General features: G+C 60.4%; 16 protein-coding genes and 1 pseudogene. 12 read left to right on the forward strand and 5 right to left on the reverse strand.

All coding sequences use genetic code 11. From position 1 onward, the window contains the following. Positions 1 to 21 precede the first annotated feature (21 nt). The 5 genes from VSR82_RS07245 to VSR82_RS07265 all read left to right on the forward strand — a co-directional run bounded on the left by VSR82_RS07245 (position 22) and on the right by VSR82_RS07265 (position 6,142). The gene (locus VSR82_RS07245; protein WP_498857645.1) at positions 22 to 1,104 is read left to right on the forward strand and encodes a glycosyltransferase family 4 protein; all 1,083 of its coding nucleotides are present in this window, start codon (positions 22 to 24) and stop codon (positions 1,102 to 1,104) included. A gap of 82 nt (positions 1,105 to 1,186) precedes the next feature. Further along, a complete protein-coding gene (locus VSR82_RS07250) occupies positions 1,187 to 2,365 on the forward strand; it encodes a glycosyltransferase family 2 protein (protein WP_429456120.1) in 1,179 nt (392 codons plus the stop codon). A 718-nt stretch (positions 2,366 to 3,083) separates the two neighbouring features. Continuing rightward, a complete protein-coding gene (galU, locus tag VSR82_RS07255; protein ID WP_368583150.1) occupies positions 3,084 to 3,983 on the forward strand; it encodes a UTP--glucose-1-phosphate uridylyltransferase GalU in 900 nt (299 codons plus the stop codon). 377 nt (positions 3,984 to 4,360) lie between these two features. Next, on the forward strand, positions 4,361 to 5,017 hold the full coding sequence (locus tag VSR82_RS07260; protein ID WP_429456119.1) for a peroxiredoxin: 657 nt from the start codon (positions 4,361 to 4,363) through the stop codon (positions 5,015 to 5,017). Positions 5,018 to 5,074: 57 nt separating this feature from the next. Then, entirely contained in the window at positions 5,075 to 6,142 is a 1,068-nt protein-coding gene (locus VSR82_RS07265) for a rhodanese-like domain-containing protein (RefSeq protein ID WP_410850149.1), read from the forward strand. Between the two features lie 31 nt (positions 6,143 to 6,173). Here VSR82_RS07265 and VSR82_RS07270 read toward each other — a convergent pair whose 3' ends face one another. Continuing rightward, entirely contained in the window at positions 6,174 to 7,178 is a 1,005-nt protein-coding gene (locus VSR82_RS07270; protein WP_498857646.1) for a DMT family transporter, read from the reverse strand. Between the two features lie 510 nt (positions 7,179 to 7,688). Further along, positions 7,689 to 8,633, reverse strand: coding sequence for a LysR family transcriptional regulator (locus VSR82_RS07275; RefSeq protein WP_152853990.1), 945 nt, complete (start codon positions 8,631 to 8,633; stop codon positions 7,689 to 7,691). Positions 8,634 to 8,804: 171 nt separating this feature from the next. Between VSR82_RS07275 and VSR82_RS07280 the strand changes: the two genes are divergently transcribed. Beyond that, a complete protein-coding gene (locus VSR82_RS07280; RefSeq protein WP_498857548.1) occupies positions 8,805 to 10,022 on the forward strand; it encodes an FAD-dependent monooxygenase in 1,218 nt (405 codons plus the stop codon). A 219-nt stretch (positions 10,023 to 10,241) separates the two neighbouring features. Here the strand turns inward: VSR82_RS07280 and VSR82_RS07285 are convergent, their stop codons facing one another. Beyond that, a complete protein-coding gene (locus VSR82_RS07285) occupies positions 10,242 to 10,574 on the reverse strand; it encodes a hypothetical protein (RefSeq protein ID WP_429456116.1) in 333 nt (110 codons plus the stop codon). A 332-nt stretch (positions 10,575 to 10,906) separates the two neighbouring features. Here VSR82_RS07285 and VSR82_RS07290 point away from each other — a divergent pair, with 332 nt between their 5' ends. Continuing rightward, on the forward strand, positions 10,907 to 12,094 hold the full coding sequence (locus tag VSR82_RS07290) for a TIGR03118 family protein (RefSeq protein ID WP_429456115.1): 1,188 nt from the start codon (positions 10,907 to 10,909) through the stop codon (positions 12,092 to 12,094). Between the two features lie 54 nt (positions 12,095 to 12,148). On the opposite strand, the pseudogene VSR82_RS07295 reads toward VSR82_RS07290, so the two are convergent. Beyond that, positions 12,149 to 12,679, reverse strand: a pseudogene (locus tag VSR82_RS07295) (type 2 periplasmic-binding domain-containing protein); the annotation flags it as partial. 105 nt (positions 12,680 to 12,784) lie between these two features. Between VSR82_RS07295 and VSR82_RS07300 the strand changes: the two are divergent. From VSR82_RS07300 to VSR82_RS07320, 5 genes are all read left to right on the forward strand, one after another. Then, positions 12,785 to 13,366, forward strand: coding sequence for an RNA polymerase sigma factor (locus VSR82_RS07300; RefSeq protein ID WP_410850155.1), 582 nt, complete (start codon positions 12,785 to 12,787; stop codon positions 13,364 to 13,366). A 12-nt stretch (positions 13,367 to 13,378) separates the two neighbouring features. Next, a complete protein-coding gene (locus VSR82_RS07305) occupies positions 13,379 to 13,687 on the forward strand; it encodes a hypothetical protein (protein WP_176120997.1) in 309 nt (102 codons plus the stop codon). Positions 13,688 to 13,689: 2 nt separating this feature from the next. Further along, a complete protein-coding gene (locus VSR82_RS07310) occupies positions 13,690 to 13,986 on the forward strand; it encodes a 4Fe-4S dicluster domain-containing protein (RefSeq protein ID WP_368583140.1) in 297 nt (98 codons plus the stop codon). A 22-nt stretch (positions 13,987 to 14,008) separates the two neighbouring features. Then, positions 14,009 to 14,725: an O-methyltransferase gene (locus VSR82_RS07315; RefSeq protein ID WP_429456113.1), complete on the forward strand. Its 717-nt coding sequence runs from the start codon at positions 14,009 to 14,011 to the stop codon at positions 14,723 to 14,725. A gap of 284 nt (positions 14,726 to 15,009) precedes the next feature. Further along, positions 15,010 to 15,426 (forward strand): plastocyanin/azurin family copper-binding protein, encoded by a 417-nt coding sequence (locus tag VSR82_RS07320; RefSeq protein WP_498857549.1) that lies wholly within the window; start codon positions 15,010 to 15,012, stop codon positions 15,424 to 15,426. Between the two features lie 120 nt (positions 15,427 to 15,546). On the opposite strand, the gene VSR82_RS07325 is transcribed toward VSR82_RS07320, so the two are convergent. Then, complete coding sequence (locus VSR82_RS07325; RefSeq protein WP_429456112.1) at positions 15,547 to 16,965, reverse strand: UbiA family prenyltransferase; 1,419 nt, start codon at positions 16,963 to 16,965, stop codon at positions 15,547 to 15,549. Positions 16,966 to 17,390 lie beyond the last annotated feature (425 nt).

Consider the following 17,390-nt stretch of genomic DNA (forward strand, 5'->3'; position numbering starts at 1 on the left):
ATTGTTCTTGTTGTCAACTCAATGGGTGAGCCGGGCGGCGCCGAACGGGTTGCCGCGGTGCTGTCGGCCGCGTGGGCCCAGCGCAATCACACCGTTACGCTCGTGCCGACCTACAGCAAACACGGTGGATGTTTTTTTCCGATCGACGAGAAGGTGCGGATGGTCTATCTGGCTGACCGCGTCAAGCATAGCCCGCTGCGACGGGTCAACTACATCGCGAGACTGGCGGAGTTGCGCAAGCTATTCGTGCAAGAGCAGCCCGACGTCATCGTGTCGTTTTTGACCAACGTGAACATCAACGTGATCCTGGCTTCACGGGGCCTGCGCATTCCGGTGATCGCCTGCGAGCACAATGATCCGGTGGCCGATGGCCGCCCGTTGCTGTGGAAGCTGCTTTGCCGGCTCACCTACCCGCGGGCCACCGCGCTCACGTTCCTTTCCCAGTCGATGGCAACGCCGTTCGAGAAGATGCGCTCGGGAGACACGCCTCGCATTGCCGTGATGCCGAATCCGATTCCGGACGAGCTTTTCAGCATGACCAGGCCGCAGCGCGTCGAAGGCAGAAAGCGCCTTATTTCGGTTGGTCGCCTGCAACCCCAGAAGCACTACGAGCTGCTGATCGAAACCTTCGCGAAGGTCGCGCACGACTTCGAGGATTGGGATCTGTGGATCTGGGGCGAAGGCCCCGAGCGGCCGATGCTCACCCGGAAGATAGCCGAGCTCAATCTGTCCAGGCGGATATTTCTGCCCGGCAGCACCCAGGCTGCATGGGATGAGATGGCCGCCGCGGATGCTTTCGTCCTGTCGTCCCGCTTCGAAGGGATGCCGGTGGCGTTGATGGAGAGCATGGCGCTCGGTGTCCCGGCGGTCTCGTTCGACTGCCCGAGCGGGCCGCGCGAGTTGATGCGCGACGGGCAGGACGGTCTGCTGATTCCACCGGGCGATGCAACCGCGCTTGCCGCCGGGCTGCGGCGCATGCTGTCGGACCAGGCGCTGCGCGAAGAGCTCGGCGTCAGGGGCGCGCGCTCGATCCGGGATCGCTATTCCGTTGCCCATGTTCTGGCGATCTGGGACCGCCTGTTCGGTCAGCTGCGCCTCGGTTGAAGAGTTTTCTGGAGCACCAGGATGCCGATGAACGAAATCGGTCTCCACGGCTGTATCAGGCACTGCTTGACTCGGAGGACGGATGAGCAAGGTCTATAGGTACGTCGCCAGGGCGACCGGTTCGGACGCCGTTGCCAGGAGCCTCGATGTGGTCTCCCGATTCCCTCTTTCCTGTGTCGCCATGGCCCTCAAGCTGACAGCCGACGGCAGAAAAAAGCCAATGGACAAAGTGTCTTTGGAGGCACGCATACAGAAACTGAGACCGTATCGACCGTCAGTTCCTCAGCAGTTGGCCTGCACGAACGAGGACGAGGGCCTATGGCTTTCCATCATCGTGCCCGTGTACAACGCGCAAGCCTATCTGCTGAAGTGCATTGACTCGATTCTGACCCAGAACACCTCACTCGCCTACGAACTGATTGCCGTCGATGATGGATCAACGGACGATTCTTCGGCCATTCTCGATCGCTACGCGAATCGCCCCCGCGTGACCGTGGTGCACATCGCGAACAGCGGCGTGGCCCTTGCCCGCAACGAAGGTCTCAGGCACGCAAAAGGCAAATACGTGATGTTCGTCGACGCGGACGACTACCTGCCGCCGGACTGCGTCGAGACCCTACTCGTTCCCGCACTTCGACACGACGTCGATATCGTGCAAGGCAGTTACTGGGTCGTCGACGTGACGGACAGAATACATAGGACGCAGGTCTTCGGCGATTCGGTCGCGACTCGCGCTGATCCGGATGTCTTCGATCTGTCGGGTTATCCGTGGGGAAAAGTCATCAAGCGCGAGCTTTTCAAAAGCGTGCAGTTTCCGGTGGGCATGGCGTATGAAGATTCGCTCGTCGCGCTGGTCCTGCTTCCGCTGGCCAATGGCTATGTGAGCCTCAGTCATCCGGTGTACTTTTATCGCGAGAACCCGCGCGGCCTGACGGCTGTCTTGACCAGGGATCCAAAGACACTGGATGCCTATTGGATCGTGTTGAAGCTTCTGTCGGACAGACGTTCATTGGGCCTGCCGACTGACAACCGCGTCCTCGGGCAAGTCAAGAGTCATTTCGGCGCACTGCTCTACGGGAGGCTCGCCAATTTCGACAATGAGGTAAAGCGAGCCGTCTTCTATCTATGCTGCCTTCAACTGGAAGCGTTGCGAAGGGAATGCAGCGTTGGCACAAGCAGCGGCAAGGGCGATGAGCTCGATTGCGCTTTCCGCACACGAAATTTCCTGCTTTGGAAGTTGCTTTGTTTTTTCGAGTTGTAAATTGGCGATCATGTCTCGCGTTGCGCGGTCTGTACCTCACGGTTGACGCGCATCGCGATCCAACCCGGCATCCGGCCGGCTTATGAATCGATGTGCACCGACACTCCGATAGCCGAATAGACGGGTGTCGCCTTCCGGCCGTCGATCGTGATCGTAGTGCACCGCTTGGTCGCCCTGTTGCCATCGATCAGATCGATGGTGTCGCCGAGCTTGGGCGAACCCCTAAAGCCAACCCTTTACCGTCGCCACTCGCCAGACGACAAACATGACGAGGCCCACCGATGCGGCGGTCAACAGAATGAAGTCAATCGAGCGCGCTAGCTTTTTCATATCAAAGTCGGATCGGACGTGCGACGTCCGCATGTGAACAGGGATTCGGGCATTCCGCGTGGATACGAAGTTACGCCCTGCAAGCTTAAAAGCCGCTTATCCCGAGCCTGTCCCCTTGACGACCCCGGGTTCTCCCGAGTCGCCCGCCGCTGTGCACTGACGCGCCACAACGGCGAACATCCACACCCGTGGCAAACCGTGCCATCATGGCGAGCATTCAGCAGATGTTTGCGAGCGGACGGAAGCCACGTTTGTTGCAAGCGCTTCATCAGTACCGCACGCTCCGACGCGCAGCACTGGCCAGCCAAAGCGGGATGCCCAGCCGGCGGCATCCTGCCATGCTCTACAGCCGCGCTGCTCCGTCTATCAGCCGGACGAGGAGGTCATCATGCTCGCAGTTCACAAGGCGGTGTTTCCGGTCGCGGGAATCGACACGCGCTTTCTGCCGGCCACGAAGGCGAGTCCGAAGGAGATGCTGCCGGTCATCGACAAACCGCTGATTCAATACGCGGTCGAAGAAGCGGTTGCCGCGGGCATCACCGAGCTGATCTTCGTCACCGGTCGCGGTAAGCGCGTGATCGAAGATCATTTCGACAAATCCTACGAAGTCGAACACGTGCTGCGGGCGCGCGGGCTGCAAAGCCTCGCCGAACTCGTGCAAAGCATCAAACCACCGAACGTCAACTGCATCTATGTCCGGCAAGCCGAGCCGCTCGGACTCGGGCATGCGGTGTTGTGCGCGCAAAAGCTGATCGGCGACGACCCGTTCGCGGTCGTTCTCGCCGACGATCTGCTCGAGGGTCAACCGCCCGTTCTCGAGCAGATGGTGCACATCTTCAGCCATTACGATTCGTCGGTGATCGGGGTCGAGGAATTCGAAGCGGACGGCGCTTGTTCCCACGGCGTGGTCGGCGGACGACATTGGGACGAGCGCGTGATCAATGTGTCGAGCATCGTCGAGAAGCCCGCGCCGGAAAAAGCGCCTTCGTGCTTCGGCGTCGCGGGGCGCTATGTGTTGATGCCAGCGGTGTTCGACCATTTGCGCGCGCAGCGGCCCGGCCTTCACGGCGAGATTCAACTGACGCCCGCCATTCATTCGATGCTCGAGGAAGAGCAGGTGCTTGCCTATGAATTTGTCGGCAAACGCTACGACTGCGGGACCAAACTCGGTTACCTGCAGGCGACCGTCGACTTCGCGCTGCGGCATAACGAAGTACACGATGCATTCGGTGCCTGGTTGCGCAAGCGGCTCGACGGCGAGACGGCCGCGCCGGGCACTGAGCATTAGCGCCGCGCATTCGACGACCGAACGGTCTGATCAAAGTAGCGCCCGGTAAATCTGTGCACTATCGCACCCACGCCGGCGCATCGCATGTCCATGATTTACCGATGAACGTCATTCCTGTCAGCCGTTCCGGAGCTGCCAGCCGGACTGATTTCGATGGGTGTCAGCATGGGCTTGCGCGTAACGCGCTATATTTGAATTCTCACTGCGCGATGCGGCGGTGCGCTACTTGCCGCGCGAGTATGCGCCGCGAAAGCTTCATCTATCGTTGTGAGCCTTGGTGATTTCCAATCCCCGAGATTAACCGGGCTCGTGTTGGACCGTTGCAGACTGGCCTCGCTCGGGTCTTCCGCTTAACCACGACTTCACAGGACGGCAATATGTCACTTCGTATCAATGACACCGCGCCCAACTTCACCGCGCGGACCACGCAGGGCACTATCGATTTCCATGACTGGATCGGCGACCAATGGGCGGTCCTGTTCTCTCATCCGAAAGACTTCACGCCGGTTTGCACGACTGAACTGGGCTACATGGCGAAAATCGAGCCGGAGTTCACCAAGCGCAACGCGAAGCTGATCGGGCTGTCGGTCGATCCGGTCGAAGACCACGAAAAATGGGCCAAGGACATCGAGGAAACGCAAGGCGCCGCCGTCAAGTACCCAATGATCGGCGACACCGACCTCTCGATCGCCAAGCTGTACAACATGCTGCCGGCCGACGCGGGCGATACCAGCGAGGGCCGCACCGCCGCGACCAACGCGACCGTGCGCTCGGTTTTCATCATCGGTCCCGACAAGAAGATCAAGCTGACGCTGACCTACCCGATGAGCACCGGCCGCAACTTCGACGAAATCCTGCGTGTGCTGGATTCGATCCAACTGACCGCCAAACATAGGGTCGCGACGCCGGCCAACTGGAAGCAGGGCGAAGATGTGATCATCACGTCCGCGGTCAGCAACGAAGAGGCGCAGCAGGTGTTCCCTGGTTTCAAGACCATCAAACCGTATCTGCGCACCACCAAGCAACCGCGCTGATAGGTCCGGTGCGGCGGCCGTTCGCGGCCGCCTCGCCGATCTTCTTAAGAGATACAGATGATTTTCCGTCAGCTGTTCGATCCTGTTTCGTCGACCTATACGTACCTGCTCGGCGACAGCGGCGAGGCAGTGCTGATCGATCCCGTCTACGAGCAGGTGCCGCGCGACCAGGCGCTGCTGCGCGAGTTGGGCCTCTGGCTGCTCACTACGCTCGATACCCACGTGCACGCCGATCACGTAACCGGCGCATGGCGCATGCGTTTGCGTTGCGGCAGCGAGATCGGGCTTGCCGCGGTCGTCGAGGCGGAAGGCGTGACGCGGCCGCTCGCGCATGGCGATCGGATCGACTTCGGCACGCGTCATCTGACCGTGCGCGCGACGCCTGGCCATACGAATGGCTGCCTGACCTACGTGCTCGACGATCAGAGCATGGCCTTTACCGGCGACAGCCTGCTGATTCGCGGCTGTGGCCGCACCGATTTCCAGCAGGGCAGTCCGCAGCAGTTGTTCGCGTCCGTGCGCGAGCAGATCCTGTCGCTGCCGGACGGCTGCCTCCTTTATCCGGCGCACGATTATCGCGGCATCACAGTGACGAGCGTGACCGAGGAGCGGCGCTTCAATCCGCGTCTGGGCGGCGACGTCGACGTTGGCGATTTTGCCGGGTACATGAACAACCTGAATTTGCCGCATCCGAAGCAGATGGCGGTCGCGGTGCCCGCGAACATGCGTTGCGGGCAGCCGGAAGGCGGCGCCGAAGTTGCGACCGAAACACCGGATTGGGCGCCGTTGACGCTGCGCTTTAGCGGCGTGTGGGAAATCGAGCCGATGGCGCTGCTCGAGCATGGCGCGAAGTTTCAGATCGTCGATGTACGCGAGGCGCCCGAGTTCATCGATCGTTTGGGGCATCTGCCGGACGCGAAGCTGGTGCCGCTGTCGCAATTGACAGGGCGGCTCGAAGAACTGGATCGCGAGCGGCCGGTGGTCGCGGTGTGCCGGTCCGGCGTGCGCTCGGCGCAGGCGAGCGTGTTGCTGACGAAAGCCGGGTTCGGCAAGGTGGCGAATCTTGCCGGTGGGATGCTGCGGTGGCGGACGGAGGGGTTGCCGGTTGCGTCGGACAGCGTTTGACGCGAAGCCGACGCTACCGAGCCCCGCAAACTCAGCCTCGACCCTGAGAGCCCACTGCGACACCGCCCTTCGAATAGCCAGCGCCCCGTTGCGCCGAGCGCGTAACCAGCCAGATCCCCCCGCATACCAGCACCAGCGCGACGAGATTCTTCAATTCCATGATGTTCTCGTTCAGACAAATCGCGGACAGCACGGTACCGAACACCGGCACCAGGAAATTGAAAACGGTGACTTTGCCGACCTGGTTATATTTGAGCAGAAGACTCCACAACGTGAAGGCCGCTGCGGACAGCAACGCGAGGTAGGCCAGCAAGGCCATCGATCCTAGCGTGAACGCGTGCAACGAACCACCGGTCGCGTACCCCGCCGCAAGCAGAACGACGCCGCCAAACCCGAGCTGATAACCCGTCATGACCATGACGTCCATGCTCTGCGAAATGCGCTTTCCGTAAATCGATGCAGCGGATAGCACGAATGCGGCAATCACGATAAAGCCTTCGCCAAGCAAGGTGAACGCAAATTCAAACAGCCCGTCGCCGAAATTGACGACCATTACGCCGACGAATCCGAGCAGGCATCCAAGCGCTTTGCGTGGCGAGACCTTATCGTTCTTATAGATGAAATGGGCAAGCAGCACGCTGAAGAAGGTCGTCGTCGAGTTCAGGATCGAACCGCGAACGCCGGTAGTGTAGGCGAGACCGATATAGAAGAAAACATATTGAATGGCCGTTTGCGTGAAGCCCAATAGCATCAGCTGTCCGCTATTGCGCCGATTCAATTCGAAAACAGGCTTCTTCGAAAAGGCAGCAAGAATCAACAACAACAGCCCTGCGAGCACGAACCGGTAGCCCGCGAAAATCAGCTTCGAAGGAATATCGTTTTGTGTGATTCTCAGTAACGCGTAGCCGATTTTAATTGCCGGGTATGAACTGCCCCAAAGCAGGCAGCATAGCGTCGCCACGATGACGAGCACTTTCGGTTGAGTGAAAAACCGCGCGGAATCGCGCGATCCTGTTGTGGCTGAAGGCACGGACATTTTTCGAGTGATGTTGTCTTTGTGCACTGTGTGGGCAGGCAACAGCAGTGCTTTTTTATTGCGGTATCGCTTATTTGCTTTTCAGTGATACCGGATGAAGGCTTTGTGAAATTATACGCAAATGCAATTGTAATGTCAGGGAGGAGCGGCTGCGTCGCGTCTCGCCATGCGTCGCACGTCGACACTAAATACGGTGCTAATACTCATCGTCCATTGCACGAAAGGCCACGGGCGACCGGACGTTACGCCGGCTGCTATGTTCGCATCACTGTGTCGGGCGATCTTCCGACCATACGCTGGCGAGTGGTGCGCACCTTCACACCTGCGGCGCAGGCGCCCGTGGGTCTGTTCATTCTGCGCTGATCGCGCGATGCCCGCTTGCGCGGTTCCACGCAGTCCGCACGCCGACTATCGATACGCGTGCGTGTCGCTCGACATAGAGATAAACCGATCAGGTTCATCGACGTTCGAGTATGCGCGAAGCTTCCGATCAACGCGTCCGAACGAAGCCTACTTCTTCTTCACGTCCCGCGCTCGCCTGCCACTCGTCGCCGTATCCGCGAACAGGTCGATCACGACTTCGCGCAGCCAGCGATTGCCTTCGTCCTGATGGACCCGTTCGTGCCACAGCAAATGGATCGGCGCGGCGGGCAGCGTCATCGGCAGCGCGCGCAGGCTGAGCGAGAACGGCGTGGCCAGCTCGAGTGCGAGGCGCTCGGGCACCGTGGCGATCAGGTCGGTACGTTGCAGGATGTAGCCCACGCTCATGAAGTGCGGCACCGTCAGGCGCACCTGACGCCGCACGCCGCGCCGTTTCAGCCACTCGTCCACCTGACCGTGGCCGGTGCCGGCCGACACCACCACCAGATGCTCGGCTTCGCGCCACGCGGAAAGCGTGAGCGGCGCGTCCTCGAGTGGGTGGCCGCGTCTGAACAGACAGACATAGCGCTGATCGAACAGACGCCGCTGATAGAAACCACCCTTCAACTGCGGCAACAGTCCGATCGCCAGATCGACGCGGCCGTCGGCCATTTCGTTGCTCAGATTGACGCTCGTATTGCGGACCGTATTCATCGCGACGCCCGGCGCGACGCGCGACAGTCGTTCCAGCAATGCGGGCAAAAACACGACTTCGCCGATGTCGGTCATCCCGATCGTCATCGTTCGCATTGCGCGCAGCGGATCGAAGCCCGTCACCGGATTGAGCGCGGCGTGCAAGGTGGCAAGCGCCTGCGAGACCGGTTCCGCGAGACGCAGCGCGAACGGGGTAGGCACCACACCGCCCGGCGCGCGCACGAACAGCGGATCACCCAGCAGGCGGCGCAACTTCGCGAGCGCATTGCTCACGCCCGGCTGGCTCATGTTCATTTGTTCCGCGACGCTCGCCACGCGGCGCTCCTGCATCAGCCGCTGGAATAGCAGCAGCAGGTTGAGGTCGAGATCGCTCAGTTCCATGGCTTCGGCATGACTTAAGGTCATTCATTGGGGTGATGAAGGAGATTCATTTCATCTTATTGAGCAATGAAGGTCTAGTGCTGAAAATACCGACACGGTATCCGCATTGCGACGCGCCGAGCGCGCGCCGGAGCGAGCCGAATCGATAACCCGCATATCGGAGACACAATCATGACCCGGATGGACCTGAGCATCGCGATCGTCGGCGCCGGCATCGGCGGCCTTACGCTGGCGCTCGCACTACGCGAGCATCGCATCGATGCGCAACTCTATGAGCAGACCGACGAGTTGCGCGAAGTGGGCGCGGCCGTCGCGCTGTCGGCCAACGCGACGCGCTTTTACGAGCGCATGGGACTACGCGCCGCGTTCGACGACGTGTGCTCCGAAGTACCCGGGCTCATCTATCGTGACGGCCGCAGCGGCAGCGTGATTGGCCATCATCGCGGCATGCCCAGCTATCGCGAGCAGTTCGGCGGCTCGTACTGGGGCGTTCATCGCGCCGATCTGCAGGCGGTGCTGTCGAAGGCGGTCGGTCTCGAGCACATCGAGCTCAGCCATCGGCTGGTCGATCTCGTGCAGCATCCCGATCGCGTGAGCCTCGCGTTCGACAACGGGCGGCGCATCGATGCCGATCTCGTGATCGGCGCCGACGGCGCCCGCTCGATCACGCGACGCTGGATGCTCGGCTACGACGACGCGCTGTATTCCGGTTGCTCGGGCTTTCGTGGCATCGTGCCGGCCGGGCGCATGGACCTGTTGCCCGATCCGGAAACGATCCAGTTCTGGGTTGGGCCCGGCGGCCATCTGCTGCACTATCCGATCGGCGACAAGGGTGATCAGAATTTCCTGCTAGTCGAGCGTCATCCGTCGCCGTGGCCGTCGCGCGACTGGGTCATGCCGTCGACCGAAGGCGAACAACTGCGCCTCTTCAAGGACTGGCATCCGGCTGTCGTGCAGATGATCACGGCGGTGCCGATCAGTCAGCGCTGGGGCCTGTTTCACCGTCCGCCGCTCGGCCGCTGGAGCAAGGGTCGAGTGACGCTGATCGGCGACGCCGCGCATGCGCTCGTGCCGCATCACGGCCAGGGCGCCAATCAGTCGATCGAAGATGCGGTGGTGCTGGCCGCGCAACTGGCCAAGGCAGGCCCAGACAACTGGCGGGAAGCGCAGGAGGGCTACGAGCGTCTGCGCCGAGGCCGCACGCGCAAGGTGCAGTACGCGTCGATCAGTACCGCGGACGTGCTGCATCTGCCGGACGGCCCCGCCGCGCAGGAGCGCAACGCGCGGCTTGGGGCGCGCGATAGCATGCTGCATCACCTCGACTGGATTCACGACTTCGATGCGCTCGCGCAGGAGCCGAGCGAGCGGCAAGGGGGCACGTGGCTTTGAGGCTGTCTTTTAGGCTTCGATAGTGACGCGGTGGCCGCGTGCGACGGACATACGCTCATCCACCGCAACGAGTCTCAGGCAACGCGCAACTTCGCCGATCTGCGGCTTCCAGATGCGAGCCGTAAATCCCGGCGTACACGCGTTGCCTTAAAACCCGCACAGCATTGGACCGCGTAGATCTGTCGTATCAGCTAGCCTCACGGTCATTTTTGCCAGCTGTTAATGGCCGGTAGCGGCCGGCGATACCACGCTCGGGGTCGCCAGCGTGTTGTTGCTCTTGGGCGCGGGGGTGGCCGACGTCGAGCCGGTGTCGTTGCTCGGCAGGCCCGAATTCGGCGCCTTGGCGCCCATGCCGCTGTCCGAGTTCGTGTTGCCTGGCATGCCGTAGCCGCCCGACGACGTGCCGTTCATCTGATTCGACGGACTCGCGGTGCTGCCTGCGTTTCCGGTCGAACCGCTGCCGCTCTGACCTCCGGCCATCTGCGCGAGAGCGCCGCCCGACAGCGAGAGTGCGGCGACGGCCGCGACGAGTGTGATGGTTGCCTTGCTCATGATCCGCCCCTCCTTGATTGGACTGGAAGATAGACGCAGACGGTTGTCGCCTGCGCTACAGGAATGTCGCAATCAGCGTGCCGCGTGCTTTCGTACGCGCCGAATCGACGCTTGAATTTCACGCAATGACGGCTCGATCCAAGTTTTTGGCCGCACGCATGGAATAGTCACGCCCCGTATTCGTTGCGTACTAATCGCTTTTGTCTCGACGAATTCGACCATTGCGATCGCACCAGATCTGCCGCGAAATCAGCCGCTCCGCCGGAATAAACCCCATGCCGTGCCCGTTCATTGAGCGTTAGGTCCTTTGGGGCACAACAAGGAGTGCGGTCATGAAGTCTCTACTCGCTATATTCGGCGTCGTTGCATGCGGCGCGGCCGTCGCGACTCTGGTGTCATGCGGCGGCGGGGGCGGCGGTAGCTCGAATTCGAGCAGCACGAGCCCGCCCGTCCAGTCGTCGTTCACAGCGACGGCGCTCGTATCCGATGGCGCGGTGCCGGCCGCACACACCGACGCAAATCTGAAAAACCCTTGGGGCGTCGCGTTCAATCCCAAAGGTTTCGCCTGGGTCGCGGACAATGGCACCAATGTCGCGACGCTCTATGACGGTAATGGCGTGCCGCAATCGCTGGTCGTCACGATACCCGACGGCAAGAACGGCTCGGCATCGCCGACGGGCATCGTTTTCAACGGAACACAAAGCTTCCTCGTCACGGAAAACGGTAAGTCCGGAGTCGCTGCGTTCATCTTCACGGGCGAAGGCGGCACCATCACCGCTTGGGCGCCCGCCGTCGGGCCGACCAATGCGTTCGTCATGTACGACGATGGCGCCGGTGGTGCCGTCTATAAGGGCCTCGCGCTCGCCGCAATGAACAACGGCAACTTTCTCTACGCGACGGACTTCCATAACAACAAGATCGACGTCTTCGATAGCTCGTTCACGAAGGTCTCGATGCCCGGCGCCTTCACGGACCCGGCGATGCCAGCGGGCTTCGCGCCGTTCGGCATTCAGGCGATCGGTTCGAATCTGTTCGTCACCTACGCGATGCAAGACGCAGCCAAACACGATGATGTCGCGGGCGCGGGGCTCGGCATGGTCGATGTGTACGACACGGCGGGCAATCTGAAGCAACGCTTCGCGACAGGCGGTCCGTTGAATGCGCCGTGGGGCATTGCGCAGGCGCCCGCGAGTTTCGGCTCGATGAGCGGCGCGATCATAATCGGCAATTTTGGCGACGGCATGATCAATGCGTTCAACGCATCGACCGGCCAGTCGATGGGACCGATGAGTGGACCGAACAACAGCCCGATCGTCGAACACGGCGTGTGGGGCATCGGGTTCGGCAACGACCTCAGCAATCAGCCTTCCAGCACCCTCTTCTTCGCGGCGGGTCCGAATGACGAAGCCGATGGCGTCTACGGAAGAATCGATCTGAATGCAACAACGTCGGGCTCGGGCACGACCGGGGGCACGGGGACGGGCACAAGCGCGGGCGGAGGGATGAGCGTTGGAATGTAGTGCCACGCGCGCAATACACAGGCGCCGCTCTTGATGCGGGAGCGGCGGGATTCTTTATCCTCGACCCGCGAGAGCGGGCTCGATCTCGTTGTGTGTCAGGCCGAATGCGGCCATGCGGTCCCGATGGTCCGGTGAGCCAAGATATGAACGAAGTGCCTGGTTTACCGCCCGGATCAGATCGACGTTACTTCTTTTGAACGAGAATGCCCCGAGCGGCGGCTTCTGCTGCTGGCCCTTGGTTGCCGGTTCGTGCTCGACGGCCTCCAGCATCGAGCCTCCGATCCGGTTCGCCACTATCCGATTCCCCAAGGCCGTGCTCGCATATGCATCGATGGCGCCGGAGAGCACCGCTTCGATAGCACCGGCTTGATGCTCGAAGACGGTAATCTTATCCTCGCTGACGCCAGATGCTCTCGCCGAGTCGTGCTGAACCTGTCCGGCTATGATGCCAAGGCGCGCGTCAGCGCGTTTGGCGAGTGACGCGTAGCTGTCGAGCGCTTTCGGGTTTCCAGTCCGAACCAGAAAACCGTCTGCGATTCCCCATACGGGGACGCTGAACGCGACCCTATCGGCGCGTTCACGCGTGGTCGCAAACCTGTTACGCATTGCATCGCGTGAATCGGCAGTTTCTCAGGGAAAAACTTTTCGCGCTCGCCACAATATTCGCGCTGCTGAAACGTCTTCAAGCGCATGGAACCGCCACCCACCTCGCACCCGATGACCGACCGAGACAGCGACATCACCGCGACCGTGGTGCGTGAGCGCACGAGGCTCGTCAATTTTATCCGGCGTAGGATCCGCGACCCGGACGATGCCGAGGACATCCTGCAGGATGTGTTCCACGAATTCGTGCAGGCTTACCGGCTTCCCGCTCCAATCGAACAGGCGAGCGCGTGGCTTTTCCGCGCGGCGCGCAATCGCATCATCGATCGTTTTCGCAAGAAGAAAGAGCAACCGCTGGCGGAGTTGTCGGAGGCGGAGGACGACGCCAGCGGTGAATATCGCCTCGACCTCGCGCTACCGGCGCACGATGCAGGTCCCGAAGCCCTCTACGCTCGCGCTGTATTGCTAAAGGCTCTGCAGGATGCGCTCGATGAATTGCCGCCGAATCAACGTGAGGTATTTATCGCGCACGAACTGGAGGGGCGGTCCTTCAAAGACATGGTGGCGGAAAGCGGCGTCGCGCTCAACACGCTGCTCGCGCGCAAGCGCTACGCGGTCTTGCATCTGCGCGCCCGACTACAGGCCATTTACGACGAACTGGATATTTAGAGGAGTCGACGGATGAAGTTTCGAATCAGATGCGTGGGTAAAGCGCTGCTCGTGGTGGTCGCCATAGCCGTGCTCGGGTTGGTGGTCATGACGCTATGGAACTGGGTGATGCCGGCGCTATTCGTGGGCGCCCGCGCGATCGATTTCGCGCATGCGTTGGGCTTGCTGGTTTTGAGCCGCATCCTGTTTGGCGGATTCCGCGGACATGGCGGCTGGCGCGGACGGCGTCACTGGCGAAAATGGGAAGCGATGACGCCAGAAGAGCGCGAGCATTTCCAGGCGGCCTGGCGATCGGGCCGCGACCGGCGCGACGGAGACTGAACATGCGCGAGGAATCGACGGTCGACTGCAAACAGCAGCCGGGCGTGATTGCGCCGGTCGTCGACCTGAAGCGTTGCGAAGGCAAGGGCGATTGCCTGGAGGTTTGCCCCGAGAATGTATTCGAGGTCCGGCGCATCGATGACATCGACTATCTCGGCCTCGACTGGATGCATCGCCTCAAGCTACGCGTGCATGGAATGAAAGTCGCCTATACACCGAACGCACAGGCCTGCCGGTCGTGCGGTCTATGTGTGGCGGCGTGCCCTGAAGGTGCAATCAAGCTCGCCAGAACGGCATAGCGGTACACGTCAAGGAGCGCATATGGTTTCATCAACCACAGATCTTCTGCGACGGCTTCACGAACAGAGTCAGACAGAGGTGATGGCGCACGCACGCGCGCAATTCCGGGGATCGAGTGAGGAGTTTCTGACTCTGTCGGAGGATTATGAAACCCTCGCGCCGCGACTCCGTGGACGATTTCTCGAAACGCTCGGACTATCCAGCGAAGATTTCGAATCGTCGCAAGGCACGCCTTTATCGTTAGCAGTGTCGGCGGAAACGGGAAGGTTTTTACGCAACATGGTGCTTTCGCACAAACCAGTTCGGATCCTCGAACTGGGCAGTTCCTGCGGGGTGTCCACGCTGTATTTCGCCGAGGCTCTTCGCATGTTAGGCCGTGGCATGGTTGTCGCGACTGAACTCGATGCTGGCAAGTGCGCACAACTTCGGGCCCATGTCGGAATGGCGGGCGTAGACGCTTATGTCGACGTGCGGGAGGGCGATGTATTCGAGACCGTTGCCGGACTGGATGGTACTTTCGACATGGTGTTCATCGACGTATGGGCCGACAGCTATCTGAATCTGTTCAAGCGGATCGAGCGCCTACTGAGGCCGGGGTCGATCGTTCTCGCCGACAATATGTACACAGCCGAGGACGCCGTTCGGCCATACAAGCGCTACCTCGACGACGATTCGCGCTTTTCGACCACGACGTTGAACTTTGAATCGGGGGTCGAATTTACCGTTGTCGTGTCTTAGGCGGACTTCGGTTCATGTGCTTGAACGAAAAGGCATGCAGGCGAAAACGCTCTTTCCCGGCGCGGAAAGGGCTTTGCCGGGTATTCCGCGGACGCCTTACTCAAACACACGCCAGCGGGCTTACGGAATAAGCCTCCCACCGCACACGTTTACTGCACGTATCGCGCAATGCACAAAGCGCTCATGCCATCGCACAGGCAGGGGTATCTGCTTGTCCGATGAATTGGCCGCGGCAATCGTTCGACGTCGGGCACGCGCGATATATCGCTGAAAAGGAGGGCGCCATGTATGCCACTTACAGAATCACCATCCTCGCAGGTGTGTTCGTGCTCGGGATGACATCGCATGCAAGCTGGGCGGAGCAAACCGTTGACGCAACATTGCTATCGGACTCGATCCAGCTCGGGACGCACACCGTCAAGGCGGGTCGCATCACGCTTGAAGTCAAGAATGCTGCGGGCAACAACATGGAACACGAACTCGTCGTGCTCAAGACAGATCTCTCGGACGATGCACTCCCCGTCAGCAAAGGACAGGTGCTGGAGCGCAGGCTGAATAAGATCGGGGAAGTCGAAGACATCGCGCCGGGCAAGAGCAAGCGCGTGTCCTTCAGGCTTGCGCCTGGCCACTACGCGTTAATCTGCAATAAGGCGGGACACTATGCGGCGGGAATGCACACGGCGCTCGTCGTCACGCCGTAGAGCATGCTTACTCACGAGCGAGCCACCGCAAACGTGTTCGCCTTCATTAGGTGACAGCCGCTGCGGACCCGTGGTTCTGTGCATATATGGCTGGGCGCAGAATAAAGAGCCAGCGTTTGATCAAATCGCAAAAAGGACTGCGGCTACGCAAAGTATCATGATGACCAGGCTAGCACGGTTCCTGAACGCATACACGATCGGGTCGTCATGCATCTGTCCTCGGAACGCTACCATCCAGACGCGGCTGATCCAGTACAGCACGAGAACAAAGAAGATCCAAAGCCTGTGGGGATGACGATACAACCCCGTGACGGCGTCAGAACTCATGTAGAGCGCAAGAACGAGCACCGCCACATAGCCCGCTGCGGGTCCAAACGAGCGCACGATGCTCATGTCCGCCGTGAGATAGCCTCGGCCAGACGTGGAGTCCGTGCCCTCCCGCTGCATTTTGTCGAGTTCGGTATAGCGCTTCACCAACGCGAGACTGAGGAATATCATCACCGAGAACATGATTAGCCAGTCTGACGGCACGACATCGACCGCCGCGCCCCCAGCCACGATGCGGGTGGTATAGAGCGCAGCCAGCGTGAAGACATCCACGAGCATCACCCGCTTCAGGTGGAACGAATAAGCGAGCGTCATCGCGACGTAACACGCCAGCACGAGCTGAAACGACGGCGGCAGGAAAACCGCCGCGAGGCTCGCCGACGCCAGCAACAGGACGAACAACATGCCAATGCCGCAAACCAGCGGCAACTCGCCTGAGGCAAACGGACGTTTGCACTTGCGACTATGGCGCCTGTCCGCGTCGAGATCGAGCATGTCATTCAATATATATACCGAAGACGCGCATAAACAGAACGAAAGAAATGCGATGCCGGAAACCTTCAGTGCGTCGAAGTTCGTGAAGCGATGCGACGCAAGAAGCGGCACGAAGATCAGCAGATTTTTCACCCACTGATAGACGCGCATTTCCCGTACGGTCAGTCTGAAGAGAGACCGTTTGTTATCGAAGATGACCGTGGTTTGATTCACCTTCCGCGCGGCCGACTGAATGCTCTTTCCTCCAACGACGATCGCCGTGCGCGCCTGCTTCCACACCGGCAGATCGGCTCGCGCGTTTCCGCAATAGTCGAACCCTTGTACGCCAAACTCGGCCGTCAAAGCCGACGCCTTGTTCGTGCCTGTCAGATTGATCGACTCGTTACACGCCATCACCCCTTTGAAGAATCCGAGGTGACACGCGATCTGTTCGGCAAACCGTCGATTCCCTGCAGTGCAGAGATAGAGGTCGCGGCCGGACGCGCTCTCTTTCTTCAGGAAGTCGATCAGGCGTCGGTTGTATGGCAGGAGTGACACGTCGATTGCGGCCCGCTCGGCTATCTGCGCTTTCAGATAACCCTTTCCATGCAGCATCCATTCCAAACAATAAAGCAGATAGAGCGGATTTCGTTTGACGAGGGCGAGAAACGACTCGATCAGAAGATCGCTGTACGTCAGTGACCCGTCCAGGTCAACACAAAGTGGAATGGCAGCCATGGTGACCTCGATGGACCTGAATCTGCATCAACCTTCCTAAGTTTGAGCAATGCAAAGCCGCGCGACCCATTTCTGCGTCGTCGTCCGCTCGGTCGGGTTCTCAACTTTCATGGCGTTGTAGAGGAGTCGCGGGCCAAATCGTCGGCTCTGCCAGCCACGAAGATCTACTGATTCCAGTGAATTTTTCGATTTGAGAAGCGCAACTCCGCCTGGAACCCGGCATGCTGCAGTGAAGGGCGGGCGAATGCTCCCTGCATGAAGATCGTGATCGTCATGCACTCGACCGTTGTCTGATCGCATCGACCTGTCGATAGCGTTAGCACGACAGATTCGTGCGCGGACAATGAAGCCAATCACAGGCTATCGCCTGCTCGCTGCGCCGCAGCGAAACGTTAGAACCTGCAGCGAGCATAGACCCGCCGGCT

This window comes from Burkholderia sp. JPY481 (genome assembly GCF_038900515.1).
GTDB lineage: Bacteria > Pseudomonadota > Gammaproteobacteria > Burkholderiales > Burkholderiaceae > Paraburkholderia > Paraburkholderia youngii.